Source organism: Microbacter sp. GSS18 (assembly GCA_029319145.1).
Lineage (GTDB): Bacteria > Actinomycetota > Actinomycetes > Actinomycetales > Microbacteriaceae > Microbacterium.
The window spans coordinates 839,519-856,098 of the sequence record CP119753.1; the positions used below are offsets into that span (position 1 = coordinate 839,519).

Sequence of the window (16,580 nt, forward strand, 5' to 3'; positions counted from 1 at the left end):
GCTCGAAAGGCCCGCATCGCCCGCGATGCGGGCCTTTCTCATGCCCTTTTGGATACATTCGTCACGACGAGAGGAAAACCGTGAGCAGTGAGTCGACCGGGCGCCGTCGCGTCCTTCTGAAGCTGTCGGGTGAGGCGTTCGGCGGGGGGCAGCTCGGAGTCAACCCCGACGTCGTCAGCCAGATCGCACGCGAGATCGCCGCGGCCGTGGATCGGGTGGAGATCGGCGTCGTCGTCGGCGGCGGCAACTTCTTCCGAGGCGCCGAGCTGAGCCAGCGCGGCATGGACCGCGGACGCGCGGACTACATGGGGATGCTGGGGACGGTCATGAACGCGCTCGCTCTCCAGGACTTCCTGGAGCAGGCGGGCGCCGCCACGCGGGTCCAGTCCGCGATCTCCATGACCCAGGTCGCCGAGCCGTACATCCCCCGACGCGCCACGCGGCATATGGAGAAAGGCCGCGTCGTGATCTTCGGCGCCGGGTCGGGTCTGCCGTACTTCTCGACGGACACCGTCGCCGCGCAGAGAGCGCTCGAGATCGGCGCGCACGAGGTCCTCGTGGCCAAGAACGGCGTCGACGGCGTCTACACGGCCGATCCCAAGAAGGACGCCTCGGCGACCCGGATCGACCGCCTGACATACACCGACGCGCTCCAGCGGGGGCTGAAGGTCGTGGATTCGACCGCCTTCAGCCTGTGCATGGACAACAGCATGGACATGCGCGTGTTCGGCATGGAGCCGGAGGGGAACGTCACGCGGGCGCTTCTGGGCGAGGCCATCGGCACGCTGGTCACGGCGTGACGCATCGCCTCTGAGTAGACTGAACAGGCTCAACAAAGCGAAGGAGACACAGTGATCGCGGACGTCTTGGACGAAGCCGGAACGCGCATGGACCGCGCCGTGGAGGGCGCGAAGGACGACTTCGCGACCGTGCGCACCGGACGGGCGAACCCGCAGCTGTTCCAGAAGGTGCTGGTGGACTACTACGGCTCACCGACCCCGCTCGCCCAGCTCGCGTCGCTCAACGCGCCCGAGGCGCGCTCGCTCGTCATCACCCCGTACGACAAGACGGCGCTCAAGGCGATCGAGCAGGCGATCCGCGACATGCCGAACCTGGGGGCGAACCCGACGAACGACGGCAACATCGTGCGCGTCACGATGCCCGAGCTGACCGAGGAGCGCCGCAAGGAGTTCGTCAAGCTCGTGCGCACCAAGGGCGAGGACGCCAAGGTCCACATCCGGGGCATCCGCCGCAAGTCCAAGGACGAGCTCGACGCCCTCAAGGGCGAAGTCGGCGAGGACGAACTCGTCCGCGCCGAGAAGGAGCTGGACGCGCTCACGCGTGCGCACGTCGACGCGATCGACGAGGCGCTCAAGCGCAAAGAAGCAGAACTGCTCGAGGTCTGAGGCCCTGGTCATGTCCGACGCGTCCGGGGCATCGCCCGACGATCGGGCTGCCGAACAGCAGACACCGCCCGCGGGCGGTGCCGGCGCGCACGCCGGGACCGAGGACCCGGGGGCGGCGTTCCAGGCTCACGTGCGGTCCGCTCGCGAGGAGTTCGAGCAGCACGTCGCCCATGCGCGTGCGGAGTTCGAAGAGCGCAACGAGCGGATCAAGGCGCGCACCGGCCGTGACCTGATCGTCGCCATCCTCATCGGGCTGGGGATCGGTGCCCTCGTGCTGGGGTCTCTGCTGTGGGTGAAGGACCTCTTCGCCCTGTTCGCCCTCGCCGCCGTCCTGCTGGGCGTCTTCGAATTCTCGCGGGCCCTCGTCGGCGCGGGGCACCGCGTCGACCTCGTGCCGCAGCTCATCGGCGCGGCCGCGCTGATGACCGGCGCCTACCTCCTCGACATCCGGATGCTGTGGGTCGCGCTGTTCGTGGTCGTGGCCTTCGTGCTGGTGTGGCGCATGTTCGCGCAGATGGTGGCGCGAGACGGGCGCCGCTACGGCGACGTCCTGGGCGACGTCGTGATCGCGGGCTTCGTCCAGCTCTACGTGGCGTTCATGGGCGCGACGTGCGTCGTGCTGCTCGAGCAGGACCGCGGCGAATGGTGGGTGCTGTCGTTCATCATCATCGCCGTCGCCGCGGACACCGGTGCATACATCGCCGGCATCACGCTGGGCCGCCACAAGATGGCGCCGCGCATCAGCCCCAACAAGACGTGGGAGGGCTTCAGCGGAGCGGTCGTCGCGGTCGTGATCGCCGGCCTGCTCCTGGCGAACTTCATGCTCTTCCTGCCGTGGTGGGCCGGCGTCGTCTTCGGTCTCGTGGTGCTCGGCACCGCGACCATCGGCGACCTGGGAGAATCGATGATCAAGCGCGATCTGGGCATCAAGGACATGAGCTCGTGGCTCCCCGGTCACGGGGGAGTCCTCGACCGCCTCGACTCGATCCTGCCGTCGGCGACGGCGGCGCTCGCCCTGTACATCCTCCTCTCACCCCTCCAGGCAGTATGACGACCTCTGAGACCGCGGCCGCGGCCGCATCCTTCCCCCGCACCTCCGGCCGGACCAAGGGCTACGACAAGGAGGCCGTCGACGACTTCCTCCAGCGCGCCCGGCGCGCGTTCGAGGGATCGGGCGAGGCGGTGACGGCGGCGGATGTGCGCAGCGCCGCCTTCCCGCTGGTCCGCCGCGGCTACGACGTCGCCTCGGTCGATCACGCCCTCGGCCGCATCGAGGACGCCTTCGCCGCGCGCGAGCGCGAGAGCGCGGTGTCGCACGTCGGGACGCGCGAATGGGTCGGACGCACCAAGCAGGCGGCGCAGGAGATCCTGGACCGGCTGGCGCGTCCCGCCGGGCAGAGGTTCGACCGCGTCGGATTCCTCCACTACGGCTACCGCGTCGACGAGGTGGACGTCGTGGCCGAGAAGATCGCGCGCTACCTCGAACGGGGCGACGCGGTCACCGTCGAGCAGGTGCGCTCCGTCGCGTTCCGGATGCAGCGGGGCGGCTACCGGGAGCTCCAGGTCGACGCGGTGCTCGACGCCGTCGTCGAGGTGATGCTCGCCATCCGCTGACCGCGTGCGGATGGCACGTGCGGACGCGAATGACTAAACTCGGGGGACTGTGACAACCGGCGACGTGAACCACCCGACGCGACGCGAGGCGCGAGCGCGCCGCGCCGCGGCGGAAGCGTCCCATCTGGCGCCCGCCTCGGCCCCGGCCGCGGCGCCGGTCGCGGTTCGTCCCGCGCGCGTCGTGCCGCCTGCGCCGCCGCAGCGGTGGTCCCGACGGCGCGGCGTCCTCGCGGCGTTCTCGGTCTTCGCCGTGCTCGGCTTCGCCGTCGCCTATGTCGGCCCGCTCGCGAGCACGCTGCCCCCGGCCCACGCCGACATCACCGTTCCGGTCACGCTCTACGCGAGCGCCGTGGGCGACGTGCAGACGCGTCCGATCGACCCCGACGCCGAGGTGCCGGAGGCGCCCGATCTGGACCGCGGCGGCTACACCGTCTATGTCACGCCGAAGCCCGAACCCGAGCCGGTCGCCGAGGCCGCCTCCGATTCGTCCGGCGTATGGAGCCCGCCGTTCGTCGTGCCCGACCCGGGAACGGCGCAGGCCATCGCCTACGACATGGTCAAGGCCCGCGGCTGGGGCGATGACCAGTTCGCGTGCCTCGTGGCGCTGTGGAACCGCGAGTCGGGCTGGCGCGTGAACGCCTACAACCCGTACAGCGGCGCGTACGGCATCCCGCAGTCGCTCCCGGGGTCGAAGATGGCCACCGCGGGCGCGGACTGGGAGACCAACCCCGCCACGCAGATCACGTGGGGACTCGGCTACATCGGCGGCCGGTACGGATCGCCGTGCGGCGCCTGGGGCCACTCCGAGGCGTACGGCTGGTATTGAGCCCATGCCCCGATCGAACCGCCGCCGCCCCGACGGGGCGGGCGACGACTCCTTCGACCGCCTGCTGGCGGGATGGAAGCGGACAGAGACGCGGCGCGGCGCGGAATGGACGGTTCAGCCCGTCGGCGAGGGACGGTCGCAGAAGGAGTACAGCTGCCCCGGCTGCGGACGCATGATCGGCGTCGGCGCCGCGCACGTGGTCGTGTGGCGCGCGGACGGCGTGCTCGGCGACAGCGCGGACCTGGCCGCGCGGAGGCATTGGCACACGCACTGCTGGAGGATCGGCTGACATGGAGATTCGCGGACCGATGATGCTGCCCGGGCGGCGAGAGGACATCACGCTCGAGACGCTCGACGGCGTGGAGCTCGTGGGCGAGCTGGCGCTTCCGCTCGAGCGCGACCCGGTCGCGACGCTCGTCACGCTGCATCCGCTGCCCACCGCCGGCGGGTTCATGGACTCCCACATCATCCGCAAGGCCGCGGCACGGCTGCCGGCGCTTGCGGACCTCGCGGTCCTCCGGTTCAACACGCGGGGGACGTCGTCGCCGCGGGGAACGAGCGGCGGACACTTCGACGGGGGACGGGCCGAGGCGTTCGACGTGGCCGCCGCCGTCGACTTCGCACGCGAGCGGGGGCTGCCGAATCTGTGGATCGTCGGCTGGTCGTTCGGCACCGAGCTCGCGCTGAAGTACGGCCGCGATCATGCCGTGGAGGGCATGATCCTGCTCTCGCCGCCGCTTCATCGCACGTCCGCCGAGGAGGTCGCGGCGTGGGCATCGGACCCGCGACCCATGGTCGTGCTCGTGCCGGAGCACGACGACTTCCTCCGCCCGGACGCCGCCGCAGACCGGTTCGCGTCCGTTCCCCATGCCAACGTGATCGGCGTCGACGGCGCGAAGCACCTGTGGGTCGGCGAGACGCAGACGCGCCGTGTGCTCACCGAGATCGTCGCTGCGGTGAATCCCGACGCACTGCCCCTGCCCACCGAGTGGCACGGCGCCGTCGTCGACGGGGCCTGAGTCAGCGCTCGTTCTGGCGCGGGATGACGACCTGCCGGTAGAGGATGAGGATGCTCGCCGCGACCGGGATCGCGATCAGCGCGCCGAGCAGACCGAGCAGCGAGCCGCCCGCGAGGGCGGCGATCACCACGACCGCTCCTGGCACCGACACCGCGCGGCTCATGATGCGCGGCGAGATCACGTACGCCTCGATCTGCATGTACACGAGGTAGTAGATCGCGGCGATCAGCGCGGTCGTCGGCGACCCGAGACCGGGAATGAGGCAGGTCAGCACGATGATCGTCGACCCGGTGAGGGTCCCCACCAGGGGGATCAGCGAGAAGAAGAACGCGACCACGGCGAGGACGGCGGGGAACGGCGCCCCGATGATCGACAGGAAGATCGCGCTCAGGACGCCGTTGATCACGCCGAGGCTCAGCTGCCCGATGACGTAGAAGCCGACCGAGTCGGTGATCTGCTCGCCGAGGTCGATGAAGCGCGCGCGCTTGGAGGCGGGGACCAGCTGATACACCGAGCGCTTCAGGCTCGGCGTCGAAGCGGTGAAGTAGATCGTGAGGATCAGCACGATGAACGCACCCGCGAGACCCGCGAGGATGCTGCCGGCGAACGCGATCAGGCCGCCGCCGACCTGGCTCCCGAGGGCGTTCAGGTCCAGTGAGTCGACCCATTCCTGGATGTACAGGAAGACCTGGTCGACTTCGAGGAGCGGGAAGGTCGTCGTCATCCAGTCGCGCAGTTCGCTCACGGGATCCCACGTGCCCTGCTCGATGAGGCGCTGCACCGTCGAGATCAGCTGGGTGATCTGCCCCACGATGATCGGGACGACCATCAGCACGATGCCCGCGAACATCGCCAGCACCGCCAGGACGGTGGCGAGCACCGCAGCCCACCGGGGGAGTCGGCGTCGCTCCAGCCACGCGACGACGGGATCCAGGCCGAGAGAGAGGAAGAGCGCCGTTCCGACGTAAAGCAGGATCGTCGAGAGCGTCTGGACGCTGCCGATCAGCAGCAGTCCGAGGCCGACCCCGAGGGTCGCGACGAACGCCACCCGGAACGGATTGTGGAACTTCATCCCGGCCTTCACGCCCTCTCCCGGCGAAACCGCGCCGCCACGTGATCAGAATACGCACGACGCCCTCGGATTCCCGGCTGCGCCGTGCTCCCACGGCGCTTTCAGGTCTCTTTCGCTACGCTGATCAGTCGAGTCCAGGGCTCATCCGGTATGGAGATGCCCGTGAGAGGTGTTCTGAGTGCGATTCGTATGGGCCGTGGCGGCCTTCGTCCTCGCGGCAGTGATGATCGGTGCCGGAATCGCTCAGCGCACCGTCTTCGAGGGACCCGACACCGAGACGGTGGCGGTGCCCGCGCACGACGCGACCGCGTATCTCGTGATCGACGGAGCCGTGCTGAACGCGCTGCCGGGCGCGCAGACGCTGCGGGCGCAGGCCGACGGCGAGATCTTCGCCGCCTACGGGCGCACGTCCGACATGACCGCGTGGCTCTCGGACGCGACCTACACCTCGGTCACGCTCGGCGACGAGGGCGAGATGGTCGCCGCGACAGTCGAGCCCGAGCCCGAGCCCGAGTCCGAGGCGGATGCCGAGGGCGCCGCCGATTCCGAGGAGTCGGATGCCGAGGAGCCCGCCGGCCGCAATCCCGCCGGGTCGGACCTGTGGCTCGACGAGTTCACCCAGACCGATCTCATGATCGCCCCGCTGCAGCTTCCGGCCGACATGAGCGTGCTGATCGCCACCGACGGAACCGCGCCCGCGCCGAGCACCGTCACGGTCTCGTGGCCGATCCCCAACGCGACGCCCTGGGCCGGTCCTCTCATCGTCGGGGGCGCGATCCTGATGGCCGTCGGAGTGCTGCTGTACATCCTCGGCTTCCGTCATGCGCGGCGCGCGCGCGGACCGCGGCGCAAGGGTCTGCCCCTGCCGCCGACCGAGCCGATCGACGTCGCCACCGCGGGCGAGGAGAAGGGCGTCATCAGTGCGTCCGGCCCGACACGGCGGTCGCTCGGCAGCAGCCGGCGCACGCTCGTGGTGATCCCCGCGCTGGCCGTGTCGGCGCTCCTGTTCGCCGGCTGTGACGCCGATGCGTGGCCCCAGCTGGCCGCGACGCCGACGCCGAGTCCCAGCGCGACCGTGATCGTGCCGGAGGGACAGCAGTCGCCCGCGGTCACGAAGGCCCAGGCCGAGAGGATCCTCACGCGCATCGCCGAGACCGTCGCGCAGGCCGACGAGGATCGCTCGGTGGGCGACGCCGACACGCGCCTCGAGGGCGCGATGCTCGAGACGCGCAAGACGAACTACACGCTCCGCGACGCGATCAGCGACTACCGCACGCCCTCGGCGATCCTCGCCAAGCCGCTGTCGATCGTGCTCCCGCAGGCGTACGACGGGTGGCCGCGCTCCGTGCTCGCCGTGGTCGACGACGAGGAGACGAAGACGTCCAGCATCATGGTCATCACGCAGCAGGACCCGTGGTCGCCGTACCAGCTGAGCTACCAGGCGAGCCTGGAGGCCGACACTCCGATGCCGGACCTCGCGCCGTCGTACATCGGGGCGACGCAGGTCGCGCCGGACTCGCCGTTCCTGATCCTGCCGCCCGACCAGGTCGCCACCGCCTACGCCGACATCATCAACAACGGCGACGAAAGCGAATACGCCGGGCTGTTCGACGCGGAGACCGATCAGTTCCGCGTGAAGGTCGCCAGTGACCGCGACCGCCGGCTCGAGGAGTTCAACGAGACCGCGTCGCAGACCGGACAGCTCACGTTCTCGTCCGAGGCGGGCAGCCAGGAGCCCTTCGCGATCGCCACCCTCGAGAGCGGGGCGATCGTCGCCGTCACGGTCGAGGAATCCGACCGGGTGCGACCCACGAACGACGACGCGGTGATCAAGCTCGAGAACAACCCCACGGTCGAGACCCTCGCGGGTGTGGAGCAGTCGGCGAGCGGCTTCACGACGACCTTCCTCGACCAGCTCTTCTTCTACGTGCCAGGACAGGGATCGAGCGAGAAGATCCAGCTCCTGGGATACGCTTCGGACATTCTCAACGCGAAGGTGATCCAGTGACCGATGCTTCTCTGGGTGCCGCTGTGCGCGGCGCCGTCGACCTCTCCTCCCTGCGCAACAAGCCGGCACCAGGTGCCGCGGCGCCGGCGACGCCCGCGGCGGGGGGCGGTGACGTCCCGCTCGTGATGGACGTCACCGATGCCACGTTCGGTCAGGCCATGGAGCTCTCGCGGACCGTCCCGGTCGTGGTGGATCTGTGGGCGGAATGGTGCGGGCCGTGCAAGCAGCTGAGCCCTGTGCTCGAGAAGGTCGTCACGGAGCACAGCGGCCGTCTCGTCCTCGCCAAGGTGGACGTCGACGCCAACCCCCAGATCTCGCAGGCGTTCCGCGCGCAGTCCATCCCCATGGTCGTCGCGCTCGTCGCCGGCCAGCCGGTGCCGCTGTTCACGGGCGCGGTCCCCGAGCAGCAGGTGCGCGAGGTGTTCGCCCAGCTGCTGCAGCTGGCGGCCCAGCACGGCGTGACCGGATCGGTCGGCGAGCCGGCGGAAGAGGGCGCGGAGCCCGCGGAGCCGCCGCTGCCGCCGCTGCACGCCGAGGCGCACGATGCGATCGAGGCGGGGGACTACGCGCGTGCGATCACCGCGTACGAGAGGGCGATCGCCGAGAACCCGCGTGACGCCGATGCGCGGGCGGGACTCGGACAGGTCCGCCTGCTCGACCGTGTGCAGGGCGCCGATCTCGAGGCGGCGCGTGCCGCCGCCGCCGCGGACGCGCGCGATGTCGCCGCGCAGCTGGCGGTCGCCGATCTCGACGTCGCCGGTGGCCACATCGACGACGGCTTCGGCCGTCTGCTCGACCTCTTCCAGGAGCTCCCGGCGGATGAGCGCGCCCCGGTCCGCGAGCGGCTGCTGGAGCTGTTCGGCGTCGTCGGCGACGCCGACCCTCGCGTCGGGCGGGCTCGCGCGCGCCTGGCGTCGCTGCTGTTCTGAGGTCTGCGCGGACCCGCATGACGAGGGCGCGGCCCCGGCCTGAGCCGGAGCCGCGCCCTCGTCGTCTCGCGCTCAGCCCTGCGTGGGCGAGGGGATGTGCGCCTGCGGCGCGTGCTTGAGCCACAGCACGCCCAGCGGCGGGAGGATCATGCGCGCGCGGTGGTCCTCCCCGGCGGTGACCATGCCGAGGTTGCCCACGCCCGATCCGCCGAACGCCTCGGCGTCGGAGTTCAGGATCTCCTGCCACACGCCCTTCTCGGGAAGCTCGAGCTCGTAGTCGTACACGGGGTTGCCGGCGAAGTTGCAGATGACGGCGATCGTGTTCCCGTGCCAGTCGCGCCGGGCGAACGCCTGCACGTTCGGGTTCCAGGACGGCCCTCCCAGCCGCGTGAACGCCGAGCCGTCGGCATCCCGCGACCACAGCGCCGATTCGTGGCGATAGGCGTTGTTGAGACTGCGCACGAAGCTCTGCAGCTGCGCGTGCGCAGGCTGGTCGAGCAGCCACCAGTCGAGCTCGCGCGCCTCGGACCACTCGGAGAACTGGCCGAACTCCTGGCCCATGAACAGCAGCTGCTTGCCCGGGTGCCCCCACATGTACGCCAGGAACGCGCGCATGTTGGCCAGCTGCTGCCAGTGGTCGCCCGGCATCCGTCCGATGAGGCTGCCCTTGCCGTGCACGACCTCGTCGTGGCTGATCGGAAGGATGAAGTTCTCGCTGAAGGCGTAGACGTACGAGAACGACAGCTCGCCCTCGTGGTGGGAGCGATAGATCGGGTCACGCGAGATGTACGTGAGGCTGTCGTTCATCCAGCCCATGTTCCACTTGAAGCCGAACCCGAGACCGGCGTGCTCCGTGGGCTTGGTGACGCCGGGGAAGCTCGTGGACTCCTCGGCGATCATGGCGATGCCGGGGTAGCGCTTGTAGGCGGTCGCGGTGACCTCCTGCAGGAAGGAGATCGCCTCGAGGTTCTCACGCCCGCCGTGGATGTTGGGCGTCCACTCGCCGTCCTCGCGGGAGTAGTCGAGGTACAGCATCGACGCGACGGCGTCGACGCGCAGGCCGTCGACGTGGAACTCCTCGAGCCAGTACAGCGCGTTGGCGACGAGGAAGTTGCGCACCTCGCGCCTGCCGTAGTCGAAGATGAGCGTTCCCCAGTCCTTGTGCTCACCGCGGGTCGGGTCGCCGTGCTCGTAGAGGGTCTCGCCGTCGAAGCGCGCCAGGGCGAAGTCGTCCTTGGGGAAGTGGCCGGGGACCCAGTCCATGATGACGCCGATGCCGGCCTGATGCAGCCGGTCGATGAGGTAGCGCAGGTCGTCGGGGTGGCCGAACCGGCTCGTGGGGGCGTAGTAGCCGGTGACCTGATAGCCCCAGGATCCGCCGAACGGGTGCTCCGCCAGCGGAAGGAACTCCACGTGGGTGAATCCGAGCGACGTGACGTAGTCGACCAGCGCGTCGGCGGCGTCGCGGTACGACAGGCCGGCACGCCACGACCCGAGGTGCAGCTCGTAGACCGACATCGGCTTGGACAGCGGGGTCGTCTGCGAGCGCGTGTGCATCCAGTCGTCGTCGGCCCACGAGTACGACGACTCCGTGACGACGGACGCGGTCGCGGGCGGCACCTCGGCGAAGCGCGCCATGGGGTCGGCCTTGGTGACCCACGTGCTCCAGCGCGTGCGCAGCTCGAACTTGTAGTTGGTGCCCGGTCCGAGCCCGGGGACGAACAGCTCCCACACGCCGCTGGCGCCCATCGAGCGCATCGCGTGCCCGGTGCCGTCCCAGCTGTTGAAGTCCCCGACGACGCGCACCGAGCGGGCGTTCGGCGCCCAGACCGCGAAGGCCGTGCCCAGAGAACCGTCGTGCTCGACGACGTGCGCGCCCAGGACGGTCCACAGCTGCTCATGGCGGCCCTCGGCGATCAGGTGCAGATCCACCTCGCCGAGGAGCGGCGCGTGCCGGTAGGGATCGTCGGCGGTGTAGTCGGGGGCGTCGCTGTACGTCGCCACGATCTCGTAGCGTCCCGCACGGCCGTCGACCGCACCCTGCCAGATACCTGACCGGATGTGCTCGAGCGGGACCCGCCGGCCGTCGTCGAAGACGGCCGTGACGCTCTCGGCCAGCGGACGTCGCGTGCGGATCACCCACGTGCCCGGCGCATCGCCGGCGTGGATGCCGAGAACGGAGTGCGGGTCGTGATGCGCACCTCCGGCGACCTCGTCGAGAAGTTCGGGGGAGATGTGCATCAGGACTCCTTCACGTGCAGGATGTGGACGGGCTCGCGGAACGCGTCGAGCCGCACGAAGTTGTGGTCCGTCCAGGTCCACGCTTCGCCGGTGACGAGGTCCTCGACCTCGAAGGGCTCACCGGGGGTGACGCCCCAGACGCGCGTGTCGAGGTGCACGAGCGTCTGACGCACCGAGTGCGGGTCGACGTTGACGACCACGATGATCGTGTCGGCCCTGCCGGTCGGGGACAGTGCGGCGTCGAGGTGCTTGACGTACACGAGGATCGCGTCGTCGTCGCTCCAGTGGATGGTCAGGTTGCGCAGCTGCTGCAGGGCGGGGTGCTCGGCGCGGATCTCGTTCAGCCGCGTCAGGTAGGGGGCCAGCGAGTCACCGCGCGCTTCGGCGCCCGCCCAGTCGCGCAGCTTGTACTCGTACTTCTCGTTGTCGATGTTCTCCTCGGAACCGGGCCGCGCGACGTTCTCGTACAGCTCATAGCCGGCGTACACACCGTAGGTCGGTGCCGCGGTGGCCGCGATGGCGGCGCGGATGCGGTACGCGGGGCGGCCGCCGTACTGCAGGTACTCGGTGAGGATGTCGGGCGTGTTGACGAACAGGTTCGGCCGCAGGAAGTCGTCGGTCTCGTGGGCGAGCCCGCTGAGGAACTCCTCGAGCTCGGCCTTGCCGTTGCGCCACGTGAAGTACGTGTAGCTCTGCTGGAAGCCGGCCGCGGCCAGACTCTGCATCGGCGCGGGGCGCGTGAACGCCTCGGCCAGGAACACCACGTCCGGGAAATCGGCGCACACCGTGCCGATCAGCCACTCCCAGAACTGCAGCGGCTTGGTGTGGGGATTGTCGACGCGGAATATGCGCACCCCCTGGGCGATCCAGTGGCGCACCACGCGCAGCACCTCGGCGCGGATGCCGTCGGGGTCGTTGTCGAAGTTGACGGGATAGATGTCCTGGTACTTCTTGGGCGGGTTCTCGGCGTACGCGATCGATCCGTCCGGCAGCGTCGTGAACCATTCGGGGTGCTCCTGGACCCACGGGTGGTCGGGGGCGGCCTGAAGAGCGAGATCGAGCGCCACCTCGATGCCCTCGGCGCGCGCCGCCCGCACGAAGGCGCGGAAGTCCGCGAGCCGGCCCAGATCGGGGTGGACGGCGTCGTGGCCGCCGGCCTCGGAGCCGATCGCCCACGGCGAGCCGGGGTCGCCCGGCTCGGTCTCGAGGGTGTTGTTGCGGCCCTTGCGGTTGATCTCCCCGATCGGGTGGATCGGCGGCAGGTAGAGCACCTGGAAGCCCATCTTGGCGACGGCGGGCAGCCGGCGCGCGGCGGTGCGGAACGTCCCCGACCGGATGGTGCCGTCCTTGAGCCGTTTGGCGCCCTCGGACCGTGGGAAGAACTCGTACCACGCTCCGACCCCGGCGCGCTCGCGCTCGACCAGCAGCTTCAGGTCGTCGCCGAGGGTCGACAGCGACATGAGCGGCCGGTCGTGGAAGTATGCCGCGATGCGCTCGTCCTCGACGACCTCGAGGGACTGGCCGTCGCTGACGGCGCCGCTGCGCAGCCGCCCGGCGGCCTCGCGCAGCGCGGAACGCTGGCCGACGGGTCGGTTGCGCTCGCGGGCGGCGCGCTCGAACAGACCGGCGCCCATCTCGCGCATGAGGGCGGTGTCGACACCGGCGGCGATCTTCACCGACGCGGCGTGGTGCCACGTGGCGAAGTCGTCGGTGAAGCCTTCGAACCGGAAGCTCCACAGGCCCTGCTCGAGGAGCGCGACCTGGGTCCGCCACGTGTCGAAGCCGTCTTCGAGCGCCGTCAGGCGGTGCAGCGACACGTCGCCGGACGGCGACGTGAGCCGGACCTGCACGCCGATGCGATCGTGTCCCTCGCGGAACGCGGTCACCTGGAACGGCACCAACTCGCCGTCGAACGCCGTCGGCGTGAAGCTCCCCCAGGGGACTGCGGGCCGGGGTTTGACCAGCGGCACGCGACGCGAGACGGTCGTCCGTTCGGACTGCCACTCGCGGGCTTCGCGGACAGGGATGGAGTCTGCGCTCCTCCAGGGGCGGGACTTGGGGCTACGGGACGAGCTGACCACGTTCCGAACCTATCGCGCTCGTCGCCCTGTCGACACCTTCTCGCGCGGACTGTGGAGGATCACTCCACGCGGAACAGGTGCATCGAGGTTCCCGGCAGCTCCACCGAATCGCCCGGGGCGTACGCGTCGTGCCTATCGGTCGGGCGCTCGTGCGCGCTGGACCACAGCGACACGAAGCGGGTGACGCCCTCGATCCCGGGGAGGGTGACCTCGACCGGCGACTCGTTGCCGTGGATCATCAGCAGCACGCGGTTGTGCGTCTCGTCCTCGGGGGTCGACGTCGCGACGTACTGCAGCGTGCGATGGTCGGGATTGGTCCACCGCTCGCTCGACATCATCTCGCCGTGACGGTCGTACCAGTCCATCACCGATGCCGACGGCGTGTGCTCGTCGAGGCGGGCGAATCGCACCGGTCTGAGCGCGGGATTGTCGTGCCGGATGGCGATGAGCCGCTGCACGTGCTCGAGGAGGTCGCGCTGCCACGGCGCGTGGTCCCACGACAGCCACGTCAGCGGGGAGTCGTGGCAGTAGGCGTTGTTGTTGCCGCGCTGCGTGCGGCCGAATTCGTCGCCGGCGGTGATCATGGGGACGCCCGCCGAGAGCAGCAGCGTTCCCATGAGGTTGCGCATGGCCTTGCGCCGGGTGGCGAGGATCCGCTCGTCGTCCGTGCGTCCCTCGGCGCCGTGGTTGAACGAACGGTTGGTGTCGGCGCCGTCGCGGTTCTGCTCGCCGTTGCCGAGGTTGTGCTTGACGTCGTACGACACCAGGTCATTGAGGGTGAACCCGTCGTGGGCCGTCACGAAGTTGATGCTCGCGACCGGCCCACGCTCTGCGCTGAAGGTGTTCGACGACCCCGCGAGGCGCGTCGCGAACCCGCCGATGCCCACCGGCGCGGTCGAGGCGCGTCGCGCGTAGTCGACGTCGCTGAGCCAGAAGTTGCGCACGCGATCGCGATACCGGTCGTTCCACTCGTGCCAGCCGGGGCCGAAGTTGCCCGTCTGCCAGCCGCCCATGCCGACGTCCCACGGCTCGGCGATCTTCTTGACGCCCTCGAGCGCGGGATCGTCCGCGATCGCCGTGAGCAGCGGATGGTCCGGTGTGAAGTGGTGGATCTCATCGCGGCCGAGCGTGACGGCCAGGTCGAAGCGGAAGCCGTCGACCTGCACGTCGTTCGCCCAGTAGCGCAGCGAATCCAGCACGAGCCTCGAGGCGGCGTCCGTGGACGTGTCGACGGCATTGCCGCAGCCCGTCACGTCGATGTAGGCGCCGTCGTCGTGCTGGCGGTAGTACGCGCCGTTGTCGATGCCGCGCAGGCTCGAGCGGGGGCCGCCGATGCCGGCTTCGGAGGTGTGGTTGTACACGACGTCGAGGATCACCTCGAGCCCGGCCTCGTGCAGCAGCTTGACCATGCCCTTGAACTCGCGGAGCACCGCTTCCGGGCCCTGCCGCCGCGCCTCGTCGGTCGCGTACGGCGCGTGGGGCGTGAAGAAGTTCAGGGTGTTGTAGCCCCAGTAGTTGGACAGGCCGTGCTCCAGAAGACGCGGTTCGGTGATGAACGCGTGCACCGGCAGCAGCTCGATCGCGGTGACACCGAGCGACAGGAAGTGGTCGATCATGGCGGGGTGCGCCAGGCCCGCATACGTGCCGTGGAGGGCCGGCGGGACGAGCGGATGCCGCTTCGACATGCCCTTGAGGTGACCCTCGTAGATCACCGTGCGGTCCATCGGCGTGGCGGGCTTGGCGACGCCCGCCCAGTCGAACGCGCCGTCCACGGCGACCGAGCGCCAGTCTCCGTAGCCGCCGCTGACGAGCCCTCGCGCATACGGCTCGACGAGCAGGGTTCCGGCATTGAACGTGGACCCCGCTGAGTGCGGCCCGTCGACGCGGATGGCGTATGCCGTCCCCGCCTCGAGAAGGTGGGACGTGGCGCTCCACACGCCGCCGGGCTGGGGCCGCATCGGGATCGTGTCGGTCGCCCAGTCCAGGTCGTGGCGGTCGAAGATCACCAGCTCGACACTGTCGGCCGCCCCCGACCACACGCGGAGCGTGCCCCCTTCGGGCCCGAACGTGACCCCGAGGTCGTCCAGCTCGGTGCTGAGCAGCCCCGGAGGAGTCGCGACCGGGGACTGCTGCATGGACATGGGATCTAGAGTAGTGACCGCGTGAGTCGCGGATGTAACGCGCGAACGGGGGTGGGACATGGTCTATCTCGATCATGCGGCGACCACCCCGGTGCGTCCCGAGGCCGCGGAGGCCTGGGCGCGGACCACCGCCCTCACCGGGAACGCGTCGTCGATCCACGCCGCCGGCCAGGCTGCGCGGCGCACTCTCGAAGACGCGCGCGAGCGCCTCGCGAGCGTGCTCGGGTGCGAGCCGATCGAGGTCGTGTTCACCTCCGGCGGCACCGAGGCGGTCAATCTCGCCGTCACCGGCATGTGGCGGGCACGGTCCGGCGAGGCGGTCGGCTTCGTGCTGCCGGACGGCGAGCACCACGCCGCCCTCGACGCCGTGGCGGCCCTCGAGGCCCGCGAGGGCGCGACGATCCGGGCGGTGCCGCTGGACGCCCTCGGGCGCATCGACGTCGCGCGCTTCGCCGACGCGCTCGCCGGCGCCGCCGCGGCGACCGCGATCGCGGCGAACAACGAGGTCGGGACCGTCAACGACGTCGCGGCGCTCGCCCGCGCGGCCACCGGCGCCGCAGTGCCGCTGCACGTCGACGCGGTGGCCGCGTTCGGACATGTCCCGGTGGACTGGCGCTCGTGGCGGGGAGATGCCGCGGGCGGCACGGGACTGATCGCGATGAGCGTGGCTGCGCACAAGATCGGGGGACCGGTGGGTGTGGGTGCGCTCGTGGCGGCGCGCACCGCCGACCTCGTGCCGATGCTGCGCGGCGGGGGCCAGCAGCGCGGCCTGCGGGCCGGCACGCAGGACGTGGCGGGAGCGGTCGCCTTCGCGGTCGCGGCCGAGCTGGCCGAGGCGGAGCGCGAGAGCGAGCGGGTCCGCCTGACGGCGCTGCGGCGACGCCTCGTCGCGGGCGCTGTGGCGAACATCGACGGCGTCGAGCTGCTGGGGGATCCCGAGCAGCGGGTGCCCGGCAATGCGCATCTGCTGTTCCGCGGCGCGATCGGCGAGTCCCTGCTGTTCCTGCTGGATCAGGCGGGGATCTGCGTGTCGACGGGATCGGCATGCCAGGCGGGCGTGCCCGAGCCCTCGCACGTCGTGCTGGCGCTGGGCCGCACGGATGCCGAGGCTCGCCAGGTGCTGCGGCTGACGCTGGGCCGGACCAGCACCGACGCGGACGTCGACGCGGTGCTGGCCGCCCTCCCGGGGGCCGTCGACCGCGCGCGGGCGGCATCCGGCCGCCGCCCAGGCGCCCGCTCGTAG

General features: G+C 70.4%; 14 protein-coding genes. 10 read left to right on the forward strand and 4 right to left on the reverse strand.

The genetic code is table 11. The features are described 5' to 3' along the window. The first annotated feature begins 80 nt into the window (after positions 1-80). The 7 genes from pyrH to P0L94_04000 are packed head-to-tail and all read left to right on the forward strand — an operon-like array spanning position 81 to position 4,865. Positions 81-800, forward strand: coding sequence for a UMP kinase (pyrH, locus tag P0L94_03970; protein WES65233.1), 720 nt, complete (start codon positions 81-83; stop codon positions 798-800). A gap of 51 nt (positions 801-851) precedes the next feature. Next, entirely contained in the window at positions 852-1,406 is a 555-nt protein-coding gene (gene frr, locus P0L94_03975) for a ribosome recycling factor (protein WES65234.1), read from the forward strand. Positions 1,407-1,416: 10 nt separating this feature from the next. After that, a complete protein-coding gene (locus tag P0L94_03980) occupies positions 1,417-2,457 on the forward strand; it encodes a phosphatidate cytidylyltransferase (protein ID WES65235.1) in 1,041 nt (346 codons plus the stop codon). Then, positions 2,454-3,020: a DivIVA domain-containing protein gene (locus P0L94_03985; protein WES65236.1), complete on the forward strand. Its 567-nt coding sequence runs from the start codon at positions 2,454-2,456 to the stop codon at positions 3,018-3,020. Before P0L94_03980 ends, P0L94_03985 begins: the two co-directional genes overlap by 4 nt. Positions 3,021-3,069: 49 nt before the next feature. Next, positions 3,070-3,846, forward strand: coding sequence for a hypothetical protein (locus tag P0L94_03990; GenBank protein ID WES65237.1), 777 nt, complete (start codon positions 3,070-3,072; stop codon positions 3,844-3,846). A 4-nt stretch (positions 3,847-3,850) separates the two neighbouring features. After that, positions 3,851-4,135, forward strand: coding sequence for a hypothetical protein (locus tag P0L94_03995; protein ID WES65238.1), 285 nt, complete (start codon positions 3,851-3,853; stop codon positions 4,133-4,135). Between the two features lies 1 nt (position 4,136). Continuing rightward, complete coding sequence (locus tag P0L94_04000) at positions 4,137-4,865, forward strand: alpha/beta fold hydrolase (GenBank protein WES65239.1); 729 nt, start codon at positions 4,137-4,139, stop codon at positions 4,863-4,865. A gap of 1 nt (position 4,866) precedes the next feature. Here P0L94_04000 and P0L94_04005 read toward each other — a convergent pair whose 3' ends face one another. Continuing rightward, positions 4,867-5,937 carry an AI-2E family transporter gene (locus tag P0L94_04005; protein ID WES65240.1) on the reverse strand — a complete coding sequence of 357 codons (1,071 nt, stop codon included), beginning with the start codon at positions 5,935-5,937 and terminating at the stop codon, positions 4,867-4,869. 178 nt (positions 5,938-6,115) lie between these two features. On the opposite strand from P0L94_04005, the gene P0L94_04010 reads away from it, so the two are divergent. Beyond that, a complete protein-coding gene (locus P0L94_04010) occupies positions 6,116-7,945 on the forward strand; it encodes a hypothetical protein (protein ID WES65241.1) in 1,830 nt (609 codons plus the stop codon). Continuing rightward, on the forward strand, positions 7,942-8,874 hold the full coding sequence (locus tag P0L94_04015; protein ID WES65242.1) for a tetratricopeptide repeat protein: 933 nt from the start codon (positions 7,942-7,944) through the stop codon (positions 8,872-8,874). Before P0L94_04010 ends, P0L94_04015 begins: the two co-directional genes overlap by 4 nt. Before the next feature lie 72 nt (positions 8,875-8,946). Here the strand turns inward: P0L94_04015 and glgB are convergent, their stop codons facing one another. From glgB to glgX, 3 genes are all read right to left on the reverse strand, one after another. Further along, positions 8,947-11,115 (reverse strand): 1,4-alpha-glucan branching protein GlgB, encoded by a 2,169-nt coding sequence (gene glgB, locus P0L94_04020; protein ID WES65243.1) that lies wholly within the window; start codon positions 11,113-11,115, stop codon positions 8,947-8,949. Continuing rightward, positions 11,115-13,085: a DUF3416 domain-containing protein gene (locus P0L94_04025; GenBank protein ID WES65244.1), complete on the reverse strand. Its 1,971-nt coding sequence runs from the start codon at positions 13,083-13,085 to the stop codon at positions 11,115-11,117. Before P0L94_04025 ends, glgB begins: the two co-directional genes overlap by 1 nt. Positions 13,086-13,255: 170 nt before the next feature. Then, positions 13,256-15,337: a glycogen debranching protein GlgX gene (glgX, locus tag P0L94_04030; GenBank protein ID WES65245.1), complete on the reverse strand. Its 2,082-nt coding sequence runs from the start codon at positions 15,335-15,337 to the stop codon at positions 13,256-13,258. 58 nt (positions 15,338-15,395) lie between these two features. Here glgX and P0L94_04035 point away from each other — a divergent pair, with 58 nt between their 5' ends. After that, positions 15,396-16,580 carry a cysteine desulfurase family protein gene (locus tag P0L94_04035; GenBank protein WES65246.1) on the forward strand — a complete coding sequence of 395 codons (1,185 nt, stop codon included), beginning with the start codon at positions 15,396-15,398 and terminating at the stop codon, positions 16,578-16,580.